The 19992-nt window shown below is 70.2% G+C and carries 15 protein-coding genes; 7 read left to right on the top strand and 8 right to left on the bottom strand.

All coding sequences use genetic code 11. From position 1 onward, the window contains the following. Nucleotides 1–75: 75 nt before the first annotated feature. Nucleotides 76–2913 (bottom strand): DEAD/DEAH box helicase, encoded by a 2838-nt coding sequence (locus tag KF892_00635; GenBank protein MBX3623488.1) that lies wholly within the window; start codon nt 2911–2913, stop codon nt 76–78. A gap of 56 nt (nt 2914–2969) precedes the next feature. Here KF892_00635 and KF892_00630 point away from each other — a divergent pair, with 56 nt between their 5' ends. Next, nucleotides 2970–4058 (top strand): carotenoid 1,2-hydratase, encoded by a 1089-nt coding sequence (locus KF892_00630; protein MBX3623487.1) that lies wholly within the window; start codon nt 2970–2972, stop codon nt 4056–4058. A 128-nt stretch (nt 4059–4186) separates the two neighbouring features. Further along, a complete protein-coding gene (locus tag KF892_00625; protein MBX3623486.1) occupies nt 4187–4981 on the top strand; it encodes a GGDEF domain-containing protein in 795 nt (264 codons plus the stop codon). Between the two features lie 4 nt (nt 4982–4985). Here KF892_00625 and lnt read toward each other — a convergent pair whose 3' ends face one another. The 3 genes from lnt to KF892_00610 are packed head-to-tail and all read right to left on the bottom strand — an operon-like array spanning nt 4986 to nt 9244. After that, nucleotides 4986–7442 (bottom strand): apolipoprotein N-acyltransferase, encoded by a 2457-nt coding sequence (gene lnt, locus KF892_00620; protein ID MBX3623485.1) that lies wholly within the window; start codon nt 7440–7442, stop codon nt 4986–4988. Beyond that, nucleotides 7442–8140 (bottom strand): hypothetical protein, encoded by a 699-nt coding sequence (locus KF892_00615; GenBank protein MBX3623484.1) that lies wholly within the window; start codon nt 8138–8140, stop codon nt 7442–7444. Before KF892_00615 ends, lnt begins: the two co-directional genes overlap by 1 nt. A gap of 18 nt (nt 8141–8158) precedes the next feature. After that, the gene (locus tag KF892_00610; GenBank protein MBX3623483.1) at nt 8159–9244 is read right to left on the bottom strand and encodes an SGNH/GDSL hydrolase family protein; all 1086 of its coding nucleotides are present in this window, start codon (nt 9242–9244) and stop codon (nt 8159–8161) included. Between the two features lie 170 nt (nt 9245–9414). Between KF892_00610 and KF892_00605 the strand changes: the two genes are divergently transcribed. From KF892_00605 to KF892_00585, 5 genes are all read left to right on the top strand, one after another. Continuing rightward, a complete protein-coding gene (locus KF892_00605; GenBank protein MBX3623482.1) occupies nt 9415–10314 on the top strand; it encodes a helix-turn-helix transcriptional regulator in 900 nt (299 codons plus the stop codon). A 172-nt stretch (nt 10315–10486) separates the two neighbouring features. Continuing rightward, the gene (locus tag KF892_00600; GenBank protein ID MBX3623481.1) at nt 10487–11722 is read left to right on the top strand and encodes a hypothetical protein; all 1236 of its coding nucleotides are present in this window, start codon (nt 10487–10489) and stop codon (nt 11720–11722) included. A gap of 6 nt (nt 11723–11728) precedes the next feature. After that, the gene (locus tag KF892_00595; protein ID MBX3623480.1) at nt 11729–12337 is read left to right on the top strand and encodes a hypothetical protein; all 609 of its coding nucleotides are present in this window, start codon (nt 11729–11731) and stop codon (nt 12335–12337) included. A 133-nt stretch (nt 12338–12470) separates the two neighbouring features. Then, nucleotides 12471–13373 carry a hypothetical protein gene (locus KF892_00590; protein MBX3623479.1) on the top strand — a complete coding sequence of 301 codons (903 nt, stop codon included), beginning with the start codon at nt 12471–12473 and terminating at the stop codon, nt 13371–13373. Nucleotides 13374–13393: 20 nt separating this feature from the next. Further along, nucleotides 13394–14848 carry a DUF3237 family protein gene (locus KF892_00585; protein ID MBX3623478.1) on the top strand — a complete coding sequence of 485 codons (1455 nt, stop codon included), beginning with the start codon at nt 13394–13396 and terminating at the stop codon, nt 14846–14848. A gap of 32 nt (nt 14849–14880) precedes the next feature. Here KF892_00585 and KF892_00580 read toward each other — a convergent pair whose 3' ends face one another. Genes KF892_00580 through KF892_00565 form a run of 4 tightly spaced genes read right to left on the bottom strand, consistent with a single transcriptional unit; the run spans nt 14881 to nt 19925 of the window. Further along, the gene (locus KF892_00580; GenBank protein ID MBX3623477.1) at nt 14881–16506 is read right to left on the bottom strand and encodes a DHA2 family efflux MFS transporter permease subunit; all 1626 of its coding nucleotides are present in this window, start codon (nt 16504–16506) and stop codon (nt 14881–14883) included. 17 nt (nt 16507–16523) lie between these two features. Further along, on the bottom strand, nt 16524–17855 hold the full coding sequence (locus tag KF892_00575; protein ID MBX3623476.1) for an HlyD family efflux transporter periplasmic adaptor subunit: 1332 nt from the start codon (nt 17853–17855) through the stop codon (nt 16524–16526). A gap of 34 nt (nt 17856–17889) precedes the next feature. Beyond that, nucleotides 17890–19392, bottom strand: coding sequence for an efflux transporter outer membrane subunit (locus KF892_00570; protein ID MBX3623475.1), 1503 nt, complete (start codon nt 19390–19392; stop codon nt 17890–17892). Between the two features lie 44 nt (nt 19393–19436). After that, nucleotides 19437–19925, bottom strand: coding sequence for a MarR family transcriptional regulator (locus KF892_00565; GenBank protein MBX3623474.1), 489 nt, complete (start codon nt 19923–19925; stop codon nt 19437–19439). Between the last annotated feature and the right edge of the window lie 67 nt (nt 19926–19992).

The raw sequence follows: 19992 nt of genomic DNA, 5'->3' as shown, positions 1-19992 counted from the left end.
CATGATCGAAGCGTGTTCCAGCCAGGGCTGTAGGAAAAATCCGCGTCGAGGCGTCGGCCCGGCGCGGGTCTATTCCTACTCTCCCCCAAGGGGCTTGAAGAGCTCGTCGAAGTCTTGCGTGGTCAGCGCCGCATCGCTCGCCACACCCGAGAGCAGCGAGTCGGCGAGGCCCGCCTTGCGTGCCTGCAGCTCGAGCATCTTGTCTTCCACCGTGCCGCTCGCAAGCAGCTTGTAGACGAAAACCGGCTTGTCTTGCCCGATGCGGTAGGCGCGGTCGATGGCCTGCTGCTCGACGGCCGGGTTCCACCACGGGTCGTAGAGGATGACCGTGTCAGCCGCGGTGAGGTTGAGGCCCACACCACCGGCCTTCAGGCTGATGAGGAAGAGCGGTGTGTTGCCTTCCTGGAATTTCTCGACCAGCGCACCACGGTCCTTGGTCTCGCCGGTGAGCAGCAGGTAGGGCAGCTTCAGGCGCTGCAACTCCAGCTCGATCAGCCCCAGCATCTCGGTGAACTGCGAGAAGAGCAGCACACGCCGGCCGTCTTCCACGAGCGTGGGCAAGAGGTCGAGCAGCAGCTCCATCTTGGCCGACGGGTGGTGCGGGCGCGCAGCGGGGGCATCGCCTTCGTCGCCGCCGGTCTTGAGCAGGCGCGGGTCACAGCACACCTGGCGCAGGCGCAGCAGTGCGTCGAGCACCATGATCTGGCTGCGCGCGAGGCCTTGCTGGGCGATGACCTCGCGCAGCTTGCTGTCCATCGTGGCGCGCACAGTCTCGTAGAGGTCGCGCTGGGTGCCGGTGAGTTCGACGCGCAGCAGCGTCTCGGTCTTCTCGGGCAGCTCGCGCGCCACCTGCTGCTTGGTGCGCCGCAAGAGGAAGGGCTTGACGCGGCGTGCCAGCTGCTGTGCACGCAGCGTGTCCTGCCGGCGCTCGATGGGGGTGCGGTAGTGCTCGCGGAACTGCGCCTCGCTGCCGAGCAGGCCGGGGCAGACGAAATCGATCAGGCTCCACAGCTCACCCAGGTGATTTTCGAGCGGCGTGCCCGAGAGGCAGAGGCGATGCCGGGCATTCAGCTCCTTCACCGAGAGCGCGGCCTGGCTGCGCGAGTTCTTGATGCGCTGCGCTTCGTCGAGCATCACGTAGTGCCACTCCTGCACGCCGTGGGTGGCCATGTCGCGCATGGCGAGCGGGTAGCTCGTGATCACGAGGTGCGCGCCTGCGATCTCCTTGAAGTGGCGCGAGCGCTGCGCGCCGTGCAGCACCACGAGCTTGAGCTGCGGCGTGAAGCGGCGCGCCTCGGTCTCCCAGTTGCCGATGAGGCTGGTGGGCACGATGACGAGGCTCGGGCGGTCGAGGCGGCCGGCGTCGAGCTCGGCCTGCAGGAGCGCGAGCGCCTGCAGCGTCTTGCCCAGGCCCATGTCGTCGGCCAGGATGCCGCCCAGGCGCGAGCGGCGCAGGAAGTCCATCCACGCCAGGCCGTCGAGCTGGTAGTGGCGCAGGGTGGCCTGCACGTTGGGCGAGGCCTCGATGGCGGGCAGGCCGCCGTCGGCGTTGAGCAGCTTCACCTGCTCCATCAGCTGGGTGTAGCTGGGCGGTGCGGTGACCCGCCCCGCGTCGCCCAGCGACTCGAGCGTGCCCAGGTCGAAGCGCGACAGGCGCAGCGCACTCGTGCGCTCGCCCATGCGGAAGACGCTGCGCAGCCACTCCATCAGCGGCAGCACACGTGCGACCGGCAGGCGCAGCAGGCGCTGGCGTGGCGCGGTGCCAGGCGTCGGCGCTGCCTCCACCGACCAGGGCACCAGCACCTCGCTGCCTTCGCCGCGGCCCACCAGGGCTTCGGTGTTGAGCCAGCCGTTCTGCACCAGGCTCACGAGCAGCGGCACCAGGTTGACCGGCTCGCCATCGACCGTGACGCGCAAGCCCACGTTGAACCAGTGGCCGCCCGGCTCTTCGCCGATGTCGACCGCCCAGTCGTCGGCCTGGTGCAGCTCGTAGGGGAAATCGTCGGCCACTTCGACCACCCAGCCGCGCCGCTCGAGCTCGGGGATGTGGTGCGCCAGCAGCTCGGGCCAGCGGTCGCGCCGCTGCGGCACGAGCAGCATGGGCGCGTGCGTTTCGGGGCCACCCTGCGCCTGCACGCTCGCCGGCTGGCGCAGCATCGACTGGCGTGTGGCGCGCTCGACGGCGAGGCCGGCCGAGAGGCTCCACGGCCGCAGGTCGAGCTCGCCCACGAGCGAGCGCAAGGCCGCGGCCTCGGCGAGCGACTGGCGCTGGAAGTGCCCCATCACGATGCGGCCAGGCCGCTGCGGGTCGTTCACCTCGGCGAGCGTGGTGGTCGCGGTGCCGGCGGGCGCGTGGTACTCGAGCGCCTTGCCAACGGGCGGCTGGTAGCGGTAGAGCAGCTGTGCCGCGCCCTGGCGCAGCGTGGAGGCGCGCGCCTGGGCCGAGCCGTAGCGGTGGTGCAGCAGGGCTTCGGAGGCGACGTCGACGCAGGTCGTGAGCCTGAGCACCGGCACGAGGGCGAGCGCACCCAGCTCCAGCATCTCGGGCGGCGGGGGCGGTGCGGGCCGCGCCACGGGCGTGGCGACGCCGGGCTTTTCGGGCAGGCCTTTCTTGATGCGGATCTGCTGTGCCTCGAAGGCCATCAGCGCGGCGGCCACGTGCTGGCAGTTGTGGCCGGCGGGGCAGGAGCAACGCCCTTCGAGCTTGGGGCCGAGGCGGCGGTCTTCCACCCACTGGATGTGCTGCTGGTAGGCGGTGGGGCCGGTGCCCTGCACGCGGCTCACGAGCCGCGGGCCATCCACCTGGAGCGCCGTCACCGCCTGCTGGGGCTTGAGCTCCATGGCGCGGATCAGGGTGCGGTGGTCGAAGTGTTCGCCCAGGTCGAAGTCTTCGGGTAGCGAGAATGAACTCATCGGCAACGTTGTCTGCGGAACCCTGCATTGTCATCTGGCATGAGAAGCTTGAACGCATGAAACGCCGCGATTTGCTCGGGGTTATGGGCGCCGGGCCCGCACTGTCGGCCCTGGGGGTGATGGCACGGCCCTCGCACGCCACGGTGGCGCCGCGCGCGCTGGCTTTCCCGGCCGACTTCGGCGCCCACCCCGAGACCCGCACCGAGTGGTGGTACCTGACCGGCGTGATCCAGGCCGGTCAGCGCGAATTCGGCTTCCAGGTCACCTTCTTCCGCAGCCGAACGCCGGTCGAACCCAGCGCCAGCCGCTTCGCGCCCACACAGCTCGTCTTCGCCCACTCGGCCCTGAGCGACCTGGCCCAGCGCCGCCAGCGGCACGACCAGCGCATCGCCCGCGCAGGTTTCGGCATCGCCGAGGCGGGCGTGGGCGACACCGCCGTGCAGCTGCGCGGCTGGTCGCTCGAGCGCAGCGGCGAGCCGCAGCGAAGCGTCTACCGCGCCCGCATCGCGAGCGACAGCGCCGGCTTCGCGCTCGACCTGCACTGCCACACCACCCAGCCGGTGCTGCTGCAAGGCAACGCCGGCTTCTCGGCCAAGGCCCCGCAGCCCGGCCCCGCCAGCCACTACTACAGCCAGCCGCAGCTGCGGGTGCAGGGCCGGCTCACGCTCGAAGGCCAGGCGCTTGCCGCCCACGGCCGGGCCTGGCTCGACCATGAATGGAGCGACACCCTGCTCCACCCCGAGGCCGTGGGCTGGGACTGGATCGGCATGAACCTCGACGACGGCAGCGCGCTCACCGCCTTCCGCCTGCGCCGCGCCGACGGCTCGGTGCTCTACGCCGGCGGCAGCCTGCGCAACGCCGCGGGGCAGCTGCAGACCTTCGGCCCCGCCGACCTGCGCTTCACCCCCGGCCGCACCTGGCAGAGCCCGGCCTCGCAGGGCCGCTACCCGGTGGAATGGACCATCGCCACACCCACCGGCCGCTACCGCGTGCTGGCCCGCTTCGACGCGCAGGAACTCGACAGCCGTGGCAGCACCGGCGCCTGGTACTGGGAAGGCCTGTGCGACCTGCATGGCGCGGGCGATGCCAAGCTCGGCCGCGGCTACCTGGAGATGACGGGATACGCCGGCCGGCTCGTGCTCTGAACACCCCGCTCGCGGCCTCTTGTCGATCTGCTGAAAAAAGAGGCACAAACGTGCCTTATTCGGCAGACGGCAAATTGCACGCGGTCTCACAATCAAAGCGCCCGCCTCTGCCTGCCCGTGGCCCGCACATGCACCCGACCGACCCGACCCAAGACGCTTCGACCGCCCCCCTGCTTGTGCAGCCGGCGCGGCCGGCGCTGCTCGCCTGGGCGGTCACCGCGGCACAGGCCCCCATCGCGGCCTGGGCGTGGTTCTCCTGCTTCGCGCTGGCCCTCGTGAGCCGCCGCAGCGCCGCGCTGCCCGACGACGCCCGCACCACGCGCCCGCCCAGCCGCCCGCGGCCCGAGCCCGTGCACCCCACACGCCGCCGCACCGATGCCTTCGGCCAGCCCGCCAAGCCCTCGGTGCCACTGCTCACCGCCCATCAAGACGCCCTCACCGACCTCTCGGCCTTGCGGGCCCTGGGCGAGGCCGACACCGCCTGGTCGGACGACCTCGAACAGCGCGGCCTGCGCCTGTGCGTGCTGCACGTCGGCCTCGACCGGCTGGGCCCGATCACCGAGCGCTACGGCGCCGACGCGGGCGAACAGATCCTGCGCCAGGTGGCGCGCCGACTGCGCCAGCTGGTGCGCGAGGACGACCGCGTGCTGCGTGTCGAGACACACGAGTTCGTGCTGCTGCTGGCCGCTCCGCACACCGAATGCCTGGGCTTCACGCGCAGCATGTCGGCACGCATCAAGGCGGAGTTGCAACGACCGCTGAACTACCGCACCCTGAGCACGCTGCACATCGGCTGCAGCGTCGGGCTGGCCATCTGGCCAATGCACGGCGACACGCTCGACGCGGTGCTGGAACACGCGGCCGAGATGCTCGCGAGCGTGCGCCCGCGCCAGGCCGACGCACAGACACTCGAAACCGCCTGAGCCCTCAGGCCAGCGTCTTCACGGCCAGCCACGCTGGCAGGCCGAGGTAGAGCGCGGCGAGCCCCAGCCGGTCGAGCCACCAGCGTGCGTCGAGCGCGCCCGCCGGCCGCAGCCACACGCTGGCCAGCGTGCCGGCTTCCGTCACCGCGCGCAGCACCGCCGCGCAGACCACCACCGCGATCGTCCACGCCGCCCACCAGAGGGCAAACGCCTTCAGGTAGGCCGCGAGGCCGTACACGTGGTACTCGCCGAGGCCGCTGCCAAACATGATGAACTGGTGCACCCGGAACGCCGGAATGGCCAGCAGCAAGGGAAAGAGCCCGAACTTCAGCAGCGGGTGCTCGAGCCAGCCACGCTGGATGGCCTGGCGCACTTGCGCGTAGGTGTGCGCGCGCAGGCTCAGGTGCTCCTGCGCCGGCGCGCCGCCGGCCGCCTCGATCGCCCGCGCGAGGCCGGCCGGGTCGGCGTGCAGCAGCCCATACGACCAGCGCGCACCGGTGCGCAGCAGCAGGCTGGCGCCGTTGCCCGGGATCGGCCAGCGCCACGGCTCGACGGCCGCGATCTCGGCCAGGGGCAGCTCCAGCCGCGAGCGCCCGCGGGCCAGCACAAGCCGCCCACCTTCGATCGAGAGCCGCGCCGCAAAGGCCTGCAGCAGGCACCACGCCACCAGCTCCGGCGCCACGAAGAACGCGGTGAACACGCGGATCTGCGCGAAGTTGTTGGAACGGAACGGCCCGTCGCCGAACAGGAAGACGAGCGCCATCGCGATCAGGCTCACGCGGGCAAAGGCCCGCAGCCCCCCCGCCGCCAGGCGCACGGCCGCCGGCAACACCGCCACCTTCGCCGGCAGCTCGGCCGCGGCCGGGGTAGCCGCGAGCGTCGGCCGGCGCCAGCGCTGCACGGCCACCGCCAAGGCGAGGAGCACGAGGAACACCGTCGCCGCCCGGCCCACCCAATCGCCCCACGCCACCATCAGCGTGCGCGGCGGCTCCATCACCGGCAGGTCGCCGATCACGAGCGTGCGCCGGCCCATGTGCGTGCTGGCGATGATCGTGCCGCTGGGGTCGATCGCCGCGCTGAAGCCGGTGGTCGTGACGCGAAACTGCGGCAGGCGCGTCTCGATGCTGCGGAAGGCGGCGGCAGCCTGGTGCAGCTCGGCGCCCTGCGGGTAGGTGGTGAACCACGCGTCGTTCGACATCGTGAAGATGGCGCGGGCACCGAGGCGCGCGCCGTCGATGGCAAGGCTCGGGTCGACGTCGTCGCGGCAGATCAGCGGCAGCACCGGGATCTCGCGCCCGTCGGCCAGGCGCAGCGGGAACACCCGTGCGCCGTTGCCGGCGAGCCAGGCGCCCGTCCACGGCAGCAGCTGGCGCAGCCAGGGGCTGTCGAGCCACGCCGGCACGTATTCGGTCAGCGGGAAGAGCCGCGTCTTGCGGTAGAAGCCGAGCAGGCCGGTGCCGGGGTTCACGAAGGCGGCGGCGTTGTATTCACCGGCGTCGTCGCGGTCGTAGGTGCCGAAGACGAAGGGCACCTTGAGCTCGTCGACGACGCCCTGGATCTCCTGGTCGAGCTCGGCGCCGGCGAGGCTCTTGGGGTGGCCGAAGGTCGTGGGGTAGACCGTCTCCGACCACAGCACCGCGTCGGCCCGGTGCTGCGCCACGGCGCCGTGCGACATCTCGTAATGCGTGTCGAGCACCTCGCGCACGACGGCATCGGCGCCCTTCTCCTGGCGCAGCCGCTCGTAGTCGGCGATGTTCGATTGCACCAGGCCCACGCGCAGCGGCTTGTCGGCCGACGCGGGCAGGCCCGCCAGTGCCGCCCAGCCGTAGCCGGCCAGCACCAGTGGCACCAGCATCGCCAGCGCCAGCGGCTGGGCCACCGCGCGGGCACCCTCGCCACGGCGTGCGAGGGCTGCCGCGACGGCTTCGTTGACCAGCAGCAGCAAGACGGTGAGCCCGGCGATGCCGCCCACGTCGGCCGCCTGGCGCAGCAGGCGAGAGGGGTAGAGGCCGTAGCCATAGGTGTCGCCCAGCATCTTGGGCACGAGCCATTCGGTCGCCACCCAGGCGGCGGCGCCGGCCAGCGCGCACAGCACCGCACCGCGCGCACGCGTGAGGCGGCGCACCAGCGCGAAGACGAGGAACTGCGGCTGGAAGACCGGCGCCGCGATCAGCAGCACCAGCAGGCCCACGGGCGTGCCCACGTGGGCGTAGTGCCCGATCGCCGCGCCGAACCAGGGGAAGGCCGCGAGCGTGAAGGCGACCGCCATCGCCCACGCGTTGAGCAGCGTGCGGCCAAGGGTGGGCGATGCGTCGAGCGTGCGAAGCCAGGGCACGAGCGCCACGAAACCCAGCACCCAGCCGGCGCCGCCCAGGGCATAGAGGAAGCTCAGCGCGGCGCTGGCGAGGATGCCCGCCCACGCACGCCCGCCGACGCGGGAAAACACCGTCGCGGGCCCCATCAGCTGCCGGCCTTGTCGGGCTCGACCGGTGCCGGGATCACGACCTTGCGCAGCGGCAGGCCGGGCGGCGCCTGCTCGGGCGGCACGATGCGGTCGCGGGTGCTGCCGATGGGCTGGCGGGACGCGTCGACGAAGCGCGGGTGGTCGGGCGCGTACATGAGGATGGGCTCGATGTCCTGCCCATCGTCGGTGGACTGGTGGTGGCGCACATAGCCCGGCGGCAGCACGAAGTCTTCGGGCACGGCCAGGCCGATCATCGGCGGCTTGGTGCCCGGCGGGTTGAAGGCCGCGACGCCGGTCGTCACGCCGGCACGGCGCAGTCGGTCGATCACCTCGTTCATCGTCGGCTTCTCGCCGGGGTTGAGGTAGGCGGTGAGATCAGGGGTCTGGTCGTCGTCGGGGTTGGGCACGTGGGCCGTCACCCGCACGGGCAGCGCCGGGGCGCTCGCCGCCGCCGGGGCAGAAGCCGCGAGTTCGGCTGCGACTCTCACTTCGGGGTTTGTCGGCACCTGCACGGGGAGCACAGGCCGCGGCGAGGCCGCGGTGTCAGCGTCGGACGGCACGGTCAGCCAATAGGCCACGCCCCCGATCACCACCACCACGGCCAGCAGGTAGCCGAAAGACGGGCCGAACGACGCGGCCCGTCTTCCGTTTGCCGGATCGGCCGCAGGGCGGCCCGTACTTCCCGGCTCTGTCACGTCACACCTCGGTCAGCCTCAGGGTGCCGACGGGTTGCTCGTGGCCATCGACCAGCCCGAGCGCTCGTGGGCGTAGCGGTCCCAGATGGGGCTCTTGCCGCCGGTGAACGAGGTGTAGCGCGGTGCTGCCGAGCCGGTGCCCGTGCCGAAGCTCAGCGACACGTTGCCGCCCGTGTAGGTGGGGTGGATGTCGTCCGACTGGATGTAGTCGATGCTGGTGCTGGCCGTGAGGCGCTTGACGTTGGCGTCCTTGATGGTCGAGCGCAGGGTCTGCGTGATGCGGGTCACGTAGCTCTGCTCGCTCTCGCCCGGCACGTACTTGATGGCTTCGGAGTCGACGAGGCCGTCACCGTTGGTGTCGTAGTCGGCAGCGTGGTACTGGGCGAAGTTGTCCACGTACACAAAACCCTTCTGGCGGGCGAAGTCGCCCATGAACCAGTTCACCTTGGCGGCGTAGCGCAGCATCATTTCGGAGATGTTGACACCGCGGCCGGTGGACGCATCACGGCAGGAGCTGGTCTTGTTGTAGGCGTCAAGACCGGGGTAGTGCAGGTTGCCGATGATCTTGAGCTTCACGCCCGAGTAGGCGTTGGCGTTGATGTAATCCATCGCGCGAGCGACGTAGGTGCGGCAGCTTTCGGTGCCGGAGTCGAGCTTGGCGTAGCTGCAGGTGCCGGTCTGGCGGTCGAAGTCGGCGCGGTTTTGCAAGCCGTCGTTGCCACACATCTCGAAGGCCACCACGCGCGTGCTGCTGTTCTGCATGTACGAGCGCTCGGAGACGATCTTGCTGTCGTAGATCTCCTTCGCCAGCGCGCCCGACTTGGTGCGGCGGATGCTCTCGATGTCGGCGTTCCAGGCGGCCGACAGGTACTCGGCCTGCACGGTCGGGGCGGAGTACTTCGCCACGTTGGTCAGCGAGGTGTTGTAGCCCGCGTAGATCGAGTCTCCGTAGGCGACGACGCGGTACTTGGTCGTCGTGCCCGAGCGGTTGACGGTCCACGAGGCGTTCTGGGTGATGCCGGACGCCGCCACCTCAGCACCGAAGCTGAGCAGGGCCAGGGCGGGCAGCAGCGCGCGCAGCGCAGCGCTGAAACGGAAGGTCATGGCGGATCTCCTTGAGGTTGTTTGTAGTAGCCGGCGCAAATGTAGACGGCCGTCTACTTTTAGCGCATTGGGAGATTCCCCGGAACCTTGTATCGACTTGCTGAGTGCCATCCATTCCGTTGAAAAAGCGTCGGCACGTTCACTAGCATGGCCGCCCAAACCCGCAGCCCATGGACACGCAACAGATCCGCATCACCAAGGACAGCCAGGCCACCGCCCTGGGCGAACGCCCCTGCGCGCGGCCCGAGGTGCTGCCGGGCTGGACGGGGCTGCGCATCGTGCGCTTCCGCGTGCCCGAACTCGTGACCGACCGGCACGTGATGGCGCCCCACCCCATCGTCTCGCTGCTCTGCGAGGGCACGATGGCGTCGCGCATGCGCGCAGGCCAGCGTGAGATGCGCGCCGAGGTGAAGGCCAACGAGCTGATGTTCTACAGCGGCGGCAAGGAGATCGACTACGCGCACTGGCAGACGCGCGACGCCACGCTGATCGCGGTGGAACTCGACCCCGAGCGCCTGCGCATGGATGCGCGAGACGACACCCGCCACCCCGAGCGGCACCTGCGCGGCGAGCCCTGCTTCACCGACCCCGAGCTGGGCGCGCTGGTGCGCATGCTCTGGCGCGAAGGGCACGACGGCTGCCCGCACGGCCGGCTCTTCGCCGACAGCCTGTGCCTGGGCCTGGCGATGCACGTGTACCGCCGCTTCGGTGAAAGCCGCAGCGAGCGCGGCGAGGCCGGGGCGCGCCTCACGCAGCGCCAGCTGCAATGCATCGACGACTACATCGACGCACACCTCGACCAGAGCATCGGCCTCGACGACCTCGCGCAGGCCGTCGGCCTGAGCCGCTTCCACTTCAGCCGCCTCTTCAGCAACACGCTCGGCCGCAGCCCTTACCAGCACGTGATCCGCAAGCGCTTGGCGCGTGCGCGCCATCTGCTGGTGAGCAGCGAGCTGTCGGTGGCGGCGGTGGCCTTGAGCGCCGGCTTCTCCAGCCAGGCGCACTTCAGCGCCCTGTGCCGGCGCGAGCTGGGTGTCACACCGCGCAGCCTGCGCGAAAGCCGTCGCTGAAGCGCGCACCCTCTCTAAAAAAGACGGCCACGCAAAATTGCGCCCCGCGGCGCAAGGATCTGAAAGACCCTCGCGCCCTGCGCTCCTAGAGTCGCCGCCGCATCGGCCCACAGAGGCCGCGGACCCGGCTGAAGCTGATTGGAAATCGCTTCCCAACCTCCAGGAGACACGCATGCTTCATCGTTCCATTCCCTGGCTGCGCCATGCAGCCACCGGCCTGCTGGCGGCCATGAGCCTCGCCGCCCACGCGCAGGTCGTCGTGCTTCAGCAGAACTTCGCCAGCGGCCTCGGCAGCTTCACCTCGGCCGGCAGCGTGAGCACGAGCAGCGCCGGCGCGCGCATGACGGCCGCCCTGCTGAGCACCGACGGCGCCATCACCTCGGCCCCCATCAGCACACAAGGCTTCTCGAACCTCACGCTCACCTTCACCCGCAGCACCAGCGGGCTCGACAGCGGCGAGGCCGGCATCGCCGCCTTCTCGGTCGACGGCGTCAACTACACCACGCTCGAATCGGCGCAGAGCGCGAGCGGCGCCATCACCGTCTCGCTGCCCTCGGTGGCGGCCAACCAGAGCGCGCTGCGCCTGCGCTTCCGCGTGAACGCCAACAGCGCCACCGAGAGCTACACCGTGGCAAGCCTCACGCTGCAAGGCAGCACCGGCACCACGCCACCCCCGACCGGCGGCACCCTGCCCCCGGTCAACAGCGTCGACGCCGACGGCCCCTTCGCCACCAGCATCCAGCAAAGCGCCGGCTCGAGCCGCAGCGGTTGGGTGGTGTACCCCACCAACCTCGGCGCCAACGGCCTCAAGCACCCCATCTTCATCTGGGGCCCGGGCGCCGGCACCGGCCCGGCGGAATACGAGTTCCACCTGCGCCGCCTGGCCTCGCACGGCTTCGTGGTGTTCTCGCAGACCTCGAGCAACAGCGGCAGCGAGATGACCTCGGCCATCACCTGGCTCATCGCCGAGAACAGGCGCGCCGCCAGCCCCTACTACCAGAAGCTCGACACCACCAAGATCGCCGCCGGCGGCCACTCGCGCGGCTCCATCGCCACCTTCGCGATCGGCAGCGATACGCGCCTGACCACCACGATCCACATCTCGGGCGGCTCGTTCGACGGCAACGGCCCCGACAACCTGCGCAAGCCCGCGGCCTACATGTGCGGCGGCAGCGACTCGACCGCCCTGCCCAACTGCGACCGCGACTACACCAACACCGACGTGCCGGTCTTCTACACGGTGATGGCCAACGTGAGCCACGTGCAGGCGGCCCGCGAGGCACTGCCCGCGATCACCGCGTGGCTGCGCTGGCACATCGGCGGCGAGACCTTCCGCCGCGACATGTTCCTCGCCAGCAGCTGCGCCTTCTGCAGCGGCAAGTGGTCGTCGAAGAAGAAGAACTGGTAAGCCGACATGCGCGGGCTCTTGTTGCTGGTAGGCGTGCTGGTCGGGGTGTTGCTCGGCCGTGTGAGCATGCCTCCTGTCGAGAGCGCTCCACCCGTCGTGGTGGAGCGGCCGGTAGCGGCAGTGCCGAAGGCACTACCAACGCCGGTGTGCCCGCCCTCGCCGCAGCAGGCCGAAGCAAGCGTGAGTGCGGCCGAGGTCGCCAGAGCCGAGCGTGAGTCGCTGGAGCGCGAGGCCAGCGCCAAGGCGACCTCTCTGCAGTCTGCGCAGGCCTCGCTGCTGCAGGAGCGCGACCCGCAACGCCGCAGCGAGCTCATCCGCGAGATCGCCGCGCACAAGGCGCAAGACGACCTCGGTGGCGCCTGGACCTGGCTCACGCAGCACCGAGCCGACCCCGGATACGCCGAGAACGTGCGCAACCTGCTCTACCAGTGGTCGTATGCCAAGCCCGAGCACGTGGCGACGCTGCTGCCGCAGGTGGCCAGCGGCGAAGCGCAGGCCGCGGCGGCGCAGCAGCTCGCGCAGCTGTGGAACAAGAAAGACCCCCACGCCTACCAGGCGTGGGTGGCCTCGCTGCCGGAAGGCGCATTGAAGACCGCAGCGCGGTCGCCGTACTGATCTCTCTCGCCGCGGTATCTACCTCTCGACCCGCAGTGCATTGCGCATGGGCCAGTGGTCGTCGAAAAGCAAGAACGGGTTGTGCACGCGATTTTTCCGAAACCCTGGGCATCACGCCTGATTGGAGATTCACATGAAAAAGCAACTCATCGCAGCCGCCGTGGCACTCGGCGCCGCACTGCCCCTGGCCCACGCCGCGCCGGTGTGCAACACCACCACGCAAGCCGCGGGCAACACCACCCACACCATCACCCACGGCGGCATCAGCCGCACCTACCGCCTGCACGTGCCGGCCAACCTCACCACGCCGGCCGCGGTGGTGCTGAGCCTGCACGGGCTCTCCAGCTCGTCGTCGTCGCAGCAGAACGGCAGCGGCTGGGACGCCGTCTCCAACAGCAACCGCAACTTCGTGGTCGCCTACCCCGACGGCGTGAACTCGCGCTGGAACGTGGCCGGCTTCAACCCCACCGTTGACGACACCGGCTTCATGAAGGCCATCGTCGACCACATCTCGCAGCGCGTGCGCATCGCCCCCAACCGCGTCTACATCAGCGGCACCTCGCTCGGCGGTGGCTTCTCGCACAAGATGGCGTGCACGCAAGCGAACTACTTCGCCGCAGCGGCACCGGTGGTCTTCCACCTGCACAGCAGCCCGCAAGACTACGTGTGCGCGCCGCAGCGCCCGATCACCGTGCTCGAGTACGCCGGCCGCAACGACCTGCTGGTGCGCTACAGCGGCGGCACGAGCAGCGTGCAGGGCCAGACCGTCACGCACCTGTCGGCCAATGCGAGCTTCGAAAAATGGGCGCAGCTGAGCGGGTGCACCGGCAGCCCCACCACCGTGTGGTCGCGCCTGACCGCCAACAACAAGCAATACCGCAACTGCCCGAACGGCGTGGTCGTCGGCCTGGCGAGCCTCTCGTGCGGCCACGGCTATTGCACCGACACCTCCTTCGGCCCGCCGCCCGTCGATGCGTGGAAGGTCTTCCAGACGCAAGTGACGCCGGGCCTCAAGGCCGACGCCTGCGGCGCCTGACCTGACACCGGAGGCCCTCCGTGCAGATCCAACTTCTTCCACGTCTGCGCCGGGGCCTCCTCGGCGCAGCACTCACCGCATGCGCCTTCGGCGCGCACGCGGCCGTGCTGCTCGACCAGCAGTTTTCAGGTGGCCTGGGTTCGTTCAGCGCCACCGGCAGCGTGTCGCTCGTGACCGAAGGCGCACGCCTGCGCGGCGGCTCGTCGCCCGGGCGGCTCAACTCGCCCACCATCAGCACCACCGGCTACAGCGGCCTGGTGCTGAGCGTGAACCGCGCGACCAGCGGGCTCGATGCCGGCGAGACCGCCGTGCTCACGGCCATCGTCAACGGGCAGACACGCACGCTCGAGTCGACGCGCAGCGCGTCGGGCTCCACCACCTACAAGCTCGGCGACGGGATCACCTCGGTGAGCCTGCAGTTCGCCGTCAACGCCAGCAGCCTGCTCGAGACCTACACCGTCACCTCGGTGAAGCTCGAAGGCACGGCCAGCGGCGGCGGCTGCGAACCCAACTGCAACCCGGGCACCGCCACCACCATCGTGCCCGACGCGAGCTGGGCCTGCGGCCTGCCCGGCGGCATTCCCGACCCGTCGGGCGGCACGCTCGTCTTCAGCGGCACGCTGGCCCGCGGCGCCGCGCTCAACGTGGGCAACACGCCTTACGGCGCGCGGCGCGTCACGCCCAACGGCGGCGGCAGCGTGAGCGGCTCACGCGTGAGCGGCAGCATCCAGGGCGGCTCGCTCGACTTCGACCTCACCCTGCCGAGCGGCGCGGTCGAGCACGAAAGCCGCTACGTGCTGCGCGCGAGCACCGGCACGCTGGTCTACATGCGCAGCTGCGGCGTGGCCGATGGCAACGACGTGCGCTTCGTGGCCGACTTCGAAGCCCCGTCGAGCAGCAGCCTGCAGTGGCTCAACGCCGGCACCTACGTCGGCAAGCGCCGCGTCACGGCCAGCGGCGTGGAGGTCTCGGTGTACGCGGTGTCGCCCACGCCCAACCCGGCGCATGCCGTCGTGCGCGTGCCGGCCGACCCCAGCGTGCGCCAGCAGGCCTGGAACTGCAGCTACCCGCCGAGCACCGCCACGCAGGGCACGCTGGCGCTGACGGCCACCGTGAACATCGGCAGCTCGCAGTCCATCGGCAGCTCGAAGTACGGCTCGCGCAACATCATCCCGATCACCGGCGGCAGCCTCTCGGGCACGCTGGTGCCGGGCTCGGTCAACCCGGGCGGCGCCGACTACCAGCTCAACCCGGGCGGTGGCTTGCAGATCGAAGCGCGCTACACGCTGAAGGCCAGCAACGGCGAGACCCTCGTCGTGCGCAACTGCGGCAACTTCGCGAGCGGCGATCTCACACAGGTGATGTTCGAGGCGAAGCGCGATGGTGCCTACGCCGGCCTCAACGACCGCCAGTTCGTCGGCACGATCACACCGGGCCTCGGCCGAGTCACGATCCGCGTCTACAACCAACAGTAGCCGTCATTCCCGCGAAAGCGGGAATGACGAAGCTAGTGAGCGCCGCCAGCATCCGGTGCGCCGGCCCCCGCCTCCATCTTCGGCCGCGTAAGCCACACCAGGCTGACGAGCGCCACGAAGAGCATCGACGACAGCCAGAAGAGATCGGTCGCCGCCATCGTGAAGGCCTGCTGGTCGATCATGCGGTTGACCTGCGCCAGCGCCTGCTCGTAGCTCAGGCCGCCCGCCTGCAGCTGCGAGAGCGTCTGCATCGCGGCGCCGTTGCCGCGGTGGATGCTCTCGGCCAGCTGCGCATGGTGCAGCGTGGCGCGGTTGTCCCACGCGGTGGTGAAGAGCGAGGTGCCCACCGCGCCCGCGGTGATGCGCACGAAGTTGCTGAGGCCCGCACCCGAGGGCATCTGGTGCGGTTGCAGCCCCGAGAAGGTGATGGCCTGCAGCGGGATGAAGAAGAACGCCATCGCCGCGCCCTGCAGCACGGTCGGCACCAGGATGTGCCAGAAGTCGGCCTGCGTGTTGAAGTGCGAGCGCATCCACAGCACCAGCCCGAAGCCGAGAAAGGCCACGGTCGCGAGCTTGCGCGGGTCGATCACCCGCACGTTCTTGCCCACCCAGGGCGAGAGCACGATGGCCAGCAGCCCCACGGGTGCCAACGCAATGCCGGCCCAGGTGGCGGTGTAGCCCATGTACTGCTGCAGCCACAGCGGCATCAGCACCACGTTGCCGAAGAACACGCCATACGCCACCGAGAGCGACACCGTGCCCAGCCAGAAGTTGCGCCGCGCGAAGAGGTGCAGGTCGACGATGGGGTGCTTCTCGGTTAGCTCCCACGCGATGAAGAACATGAAGCTCACCACCGACACGACGGCCAGCACCACGATCTCGCTCGACTCGAACCAGTCGAGCTCCTTGCCCTTGTCGACCATGATCTGCATCGCGCCGATGAAGAGCACCAGCAGCACGAGGCCCACGGTGTCGAGCGGCACACGGCGCGGGCCCGGGTCGCGGCTGCGGTAGATCGACCAGGTGAAGGCCGCGGCCACCAGGCCCACCGGGATGTTGATGTAGAAGATCCACGGCCAGGAAATCGTGTCGGTGATCCAGCCGCCGAGCAGCGGGCCGACCACTGGCGCCACCAGCACCGTCATCGCCCACATCGCCATCGCGATGCCGGCCTTGGCGGGTGGGTAGCTCGCAAGCAGCAGCGTCTGCGAGAGCGGGATCATCGGCCCGGCCACCAGGCCTTGCAGCACGCGGAAGGCGATCAGCAACTCGATGCTCGGCGCCAGGCCGCACAGCCACGAGGCCAGCACAAAGAGCAGGATGCTCGCCGCGAAGAGACGCACCTGGCCGAAGCGCTGCGTGAGCCAGCCGGTGAGCGGCACCGAGATCGCATTGGCCACGCCGAAGGAGGTGATGACCCAGGTGCCTTGCGCCGGGCTCACGCCCATGTCGCCCGAGATCGCGGGGATCGACACGTTGGCGATCGAGCTGTCGAGCACGTTCATGAAGGTCGCGAGCGACAGCGCGACCGTGCCCAGCACGAGCTGGCTGCCGCTCAGCGGCGGGAAGGCCGGGGGGCGCATCGGCGGCGCTGCGGGCGCAGGCGCTGGCGCGGCCGGGCCCGACGGCAGCTCGGCCGCGGTGGAGGAAGACGACATGGGCGAGGCCTCTCAGCTCACTTGCCAGCGACGACCGAGGCCCGTGCGCCTGAAGCACCGGCCGACGAGGCGACGTGGCCGTTCGGCTGCACCACGGCCGGCGCGGCCGAGCGCAGCGCCTGGCGCGGCGCTGGGCGGCCCGCGTTGAGCGCGACGATCTTGCGCACCTCGGCATCGGCCTCGGCGTTGTTGGCCTCGATGGCCGCGGCATGGCCCACGGCGTTCGCACGCGGCGCATCGGCGAGCGCCTTGCCGCTGGTGTCGGCCACGTCGACCTTGGCTTCCATCGAGAGGCCCACGCGCAGCGGGTGCTCGGCGAGTTCCTTCGGGTCGAGCGCCACGCGCACCGGCAGGCGTTGCACGACCTTGATCCAGTTGCCGGTCGCGTTCTGCGCCGGCAGCAGCGCGAAGGCCGCGCCCGTGCCCGCGCCCAGGCCTTCGACCTTGCCGTGGTACTGCACCTTGTTGCCGTACATGTCGGCCGTCAGCGTGACGGGCTGGCCGATGCGCAGCGACTTGAGCTGGCTTTCCTTGAAGTTGGCGTCGACCCAGACCTGGTTGAGCGCGATCACCGACATCAGCGGCGTGCCGGCCTGCACCCGCTGGCCGAGCTGCACGCTGCGCTTGGCGACGTAGCCGTCGACCGGCGCCACGAGTTCCGAGCGTTTGACGGCGAGGAAGGCCTCGCGCACACGCGCCGCGGCACGCTGCACATTGGGGTGCTGCTCGACCGAGGTGTTGTCGGTGAGCGACTGGTTGGAGGCGAGCTGCTCACGCGCCGCAAGTGCGGCCGATTGCGCCGAGGCCACGGCCGCCTTGGCGGCGTTGAGCTGCGCGGTGGCGTGCTCGTACTCTTCCTTGCCCACGGCGCCGGTGGCCAGGAGCGGGGTGCGGCGGTTCACGTCTTCCTGGGCGCGCGCCACGTCGCTCTGCACACGTGCGAGCTCGGCGTCGCGCAGCGCGATCTGCGCCTTGTAGGTGGCGTTGTTGGCGTACAGCGTGCGCACCTCGCGCACCGTCTGCGCGAGCTGGGCTTCGGCCTGGTCGAGCGCGACCTGCGCATCGGCCGGGTCGAGCTTGACCAGCACCTGGCCGGCCTTCACGAAGTCGGTGTCGTCGGCGTTGATCGCGAGCACGGTGCCGCCGACCTGCGGCGTGAGCTGCACCACGTTGCCCTGCACGTAGGCGTTGTCGGTGTGCTCGTAGTGGCTGAGCACGAGGCCGTAGTAGGCGCCGTAGCCGATGCCGGCGAGGGCCACGACCAGCGCCACGGCGGTCAGGGCCTTCTTGCGCTTCGGGTTGCCGGCCGGTGTGGGGCCGTTGACGTTGGTGGCTTGAGGGGCGTTCATGAGGTTTCTCCGGGGAATTCTTGAGGTGTCGTGTTCAGTGGCCGGCGGCGGTCCGCACGGGCGAGGTGTCGGCATAACCGCCACCGAGCGAGCGGATCAGCGCCACCTGCGTGTCGAGCGCACGCGCCTGCAGGTCGGCCGCCGCGCGGCGCTGGGCGAGCACGCCGCTTTCGGCGTTGAGCACCACGAGGTAGGTGCCGAGGCCGGCCTTGTAGCGCTGCACGGCGATGTCGTAGGCCGACTCGGCGGCTTCGCGCGCCGCGGCCTGCTCGGCCTGCTGGCGGGTGATGGACTGCAGCGAGGCGATCTGGTCGGCCACGTCGCGCACGGCGTCGACGAGCGTGGCGTTGTAGCTTTCGACCGCCGCATCGAGGTCGGCCGACTTGCCACGCAGGTTGGCGCGCAGGCGGCCGGCGTCGAAGATCGGCAGGCGGATCGCCGGGCCCGCTCCGTACTGCTCGCTGCTGCTCTTCAACAAGCGATCGAGCCCGATGCTCGAGAAGCCGACGAAGGCGGTGAGGTTGACGTTGGGATAGAACTGCGCGCGTGCTGCCTTCACGTCGCCGGTGGCGGCTTCGACACGCCAGCGCGCGGCGCTGATGTCGGCCCGGCGGCCCAGCAGGTCGGCCGGCACGGCGCCCGGCAGCGGCTGCGCCTTGAGCGTGGCCAGGCGCGGCGTGAGCGCATCGAGTGCGTTCGGCGGCTGCACCGTGAGCGCGGCCAGCGCGTGGCGGGTGAGCGTGATCTGCTCGTCGAGCGCTTCGAGCTGTGCGCGTGTCTCGGGCAATGCGCCCTCGCCCTGGCGCAGCTCGACCTTGGTGTCGAGGCCGGCGTCGACCCGCTGGCGGATCAGCGAGAGCACGCTGTCGCGCTGCTGCAGCGAGGCCTTGGCCACTTCACGCTGCTCGATGAGACGGGCGAGCTGCAGGTAGCTGCGCGCCACGTTGCTCGCGAGCAGCACGCGCGCGGCCTGCGCATCGGCTTCGGCCGCGCGCTGCGCGCCCACGGCGGCATCGAGCGCGGCGCGGTTGCGGCCGAAGAAATCGATTTCCCACGAGGCCGTGGCCTGCAGCGTGCCGGTCTCGCGCATGGTGCCGGCGATCGGCGGTGGCACCAGGCCGTTGGCGGTGTAGTGCTGTCGCTGCGCATCGAAACCAGCGTTGAGCTGCGGCCAGTCGGCCGAGCGCACGACGTCGGCACCGGCCTGTGCGCGCTGGAGGCGCGCCTGCGCCACCTTCAGGTTGGGGCTGCCCGCGAGCGCCTGGTCGACGAGGCCGGAGAGCGTGTCGTCGCCGAAGCTGCGCCACCACTGCGCCTCGACGCGCGGCGCGGCATCGGTCGGCGCACTGGGCAGGCCGAGCGTGGCCGGGTCGATCTTCTGCGCAGCGGGTGCGATGCCCTGCGTGCTGGCACAGCCAGCGAGCGTGAGCACCAGGGCCGAGGCGAGCGCCACGGCGAGTGCGGTGAGCACGGGCGCCACGGTGCGCGTGAAAGGCGGCGCGTGTGGCGAGGTGTGGAGGGTGTCTTGCGGTGTCATGGCTGTCGTCTGGTTTTCTTGTGAGGGCTTGGTGGGCTCAGGGTCTACTTGTCGGCCCCGTCGCGCATCGACTCGGCGTTGGCCAGCATGCGGCGCAGGTAGCCGACGAGCGCCTGCCATTCGGTCTTGGAAAAGCCGGCGAGGTGCTCGTTCATCACCGCGGCCAGCGCGGGCGGCACCTTCTCGGCCGCGGCCTCACCTTCGGGGGTGAGCTCGACGTTGACCACACGCCGGTCGGAGGTCGAGCGCGCGCGTTTGCACAGGCCCTTCGCCTCGAGGCGGTCGAGCATGCGGGTGGTGGCGCCAGGGTCGGTCTGCATCTCGCGGGCCAGCTCGGCCACGGTGGCGTTCTGGCATTTCTTGAGCTTGAAGAGCGGCTCCCATTGCGCGTTGGTCAGGCCATGCGGCTCGAGGCGCTTGTCGGTCTCGCCCTTGAGCGAGGTGAGGATGCGGCGCAACAGGTAGCCGACGCTTTCGTCGGCGGTGTACTCGTTGGGCCGGTAGAACTCGGCAGGGGCAGGCGTGCGGGGCATGGGTCGAGAATTTAATTGCCTAAGCAAATACTGTCAAGGCTGCTAAATCCGAAATGGACTCTTGCGG

Origin of the sequence: Rhizobacter sp. (assembly GCA_019635355.1) — a bacterium.
Classification (GTDB): Bacteria; Pseudomonadota; Gammaproteobacteria; order Burkholderiales; family Burkholderiaceae_C; genus Rhizobacter.
This window is presented reverse-complemented; position numbering and strand designations above follow the sequence as displayed.

Bases quoted from the DNA above. Each gene is read 5' to 3' on its own strand.
- KF892_00630 (MBX3623487.1), top strand. From the start codon at position 2,970: ATGAAACGCCGCGATTTGCTCGGGGTTATGGGCGCCGGGCCCGCACTG.
- KF892_00605 (MBX3623482.1), top strand. From the start codon at position 9,415: ATGGACACGCAACAGATCCGCATCACCAAGGACAGCCAGGCCACCGCC.
- KF892_00610 (MBX3623483.1), bottom strand. From the start codon at position 9,244: ATGACCTTCCGTTTCAGCGCTGCGCTGCGCGCGCTGCTGCCCGCCCTG.
- KF892_00580 (MBX3623477.1), bottom strand. From the start codon at position 16,506: ATGTCGTCTTCCTCCACCGCGGCCGAGCTGCCGTCGGGCCCGGCCGCG.
- lnt (MBX3623485.1), bottom strand. From the start codon at position 7,442: ATGGGGCCCGCGACGGTGTTTTCCCGCGTCGGCGGGCGTGCGTGGGCG.
- KF892_00595 (MBX3623480.1), top strand. From the start codon at position 11,729: ATGCGCGGGCTCTTGTTGCTGGTAGGCGTGCTGGTCGGGGTGTTGCTC.
- KF892_00575 (MBX3623476.1), bottom strand. From the start codon at position 17,855: ATGAACGCCCCTCAAGCCACCAACGTCAACGGCCCCACACCGGCCGGC.
- KF892_00600 (MBX3623481.1), top strand. From the start codon at position 10,487: ATGCTTCATCGTTCCATTCCCTGGCTGCGCCATGCAGCCACCGGCCTG.
- KF892_00635 (MBX3623488.1), bottom strand. From the start codon at position 2,913: ATGAGTTCATTCTCGCTACCCGAAGACTTCGACCTGGGCGAACACTTC.
- KF892_00625 (MBX3623486.1), top strand. From the start codon at position 4,187: ATGCACCCGACCGACCCGACCCAAGACGCTTCGACCGCCCCCCTGCTT.
- KF892_00590 (MBX3623479.1), top strand. From the start codon at position 12,471: ATGAAAAAGCAACTCATCGCAGCCGCCGTGGCACTCGGCGCCGCACTG.
- KF892_00565 (MBX3623474.1), bottom strand. From the start codon at position 19,925: ATGCCCCGCACGCCTGCCCCTGCCGAGTTCTACCGGCCCAACGAGTAC.
- KF892_00570 (MBX3623475.1), bottom strand. From the start codon at position 19,392: ATGACACCGCAAGACACCCTCCACACCTCGCCACACGCGCCGCCTTTC.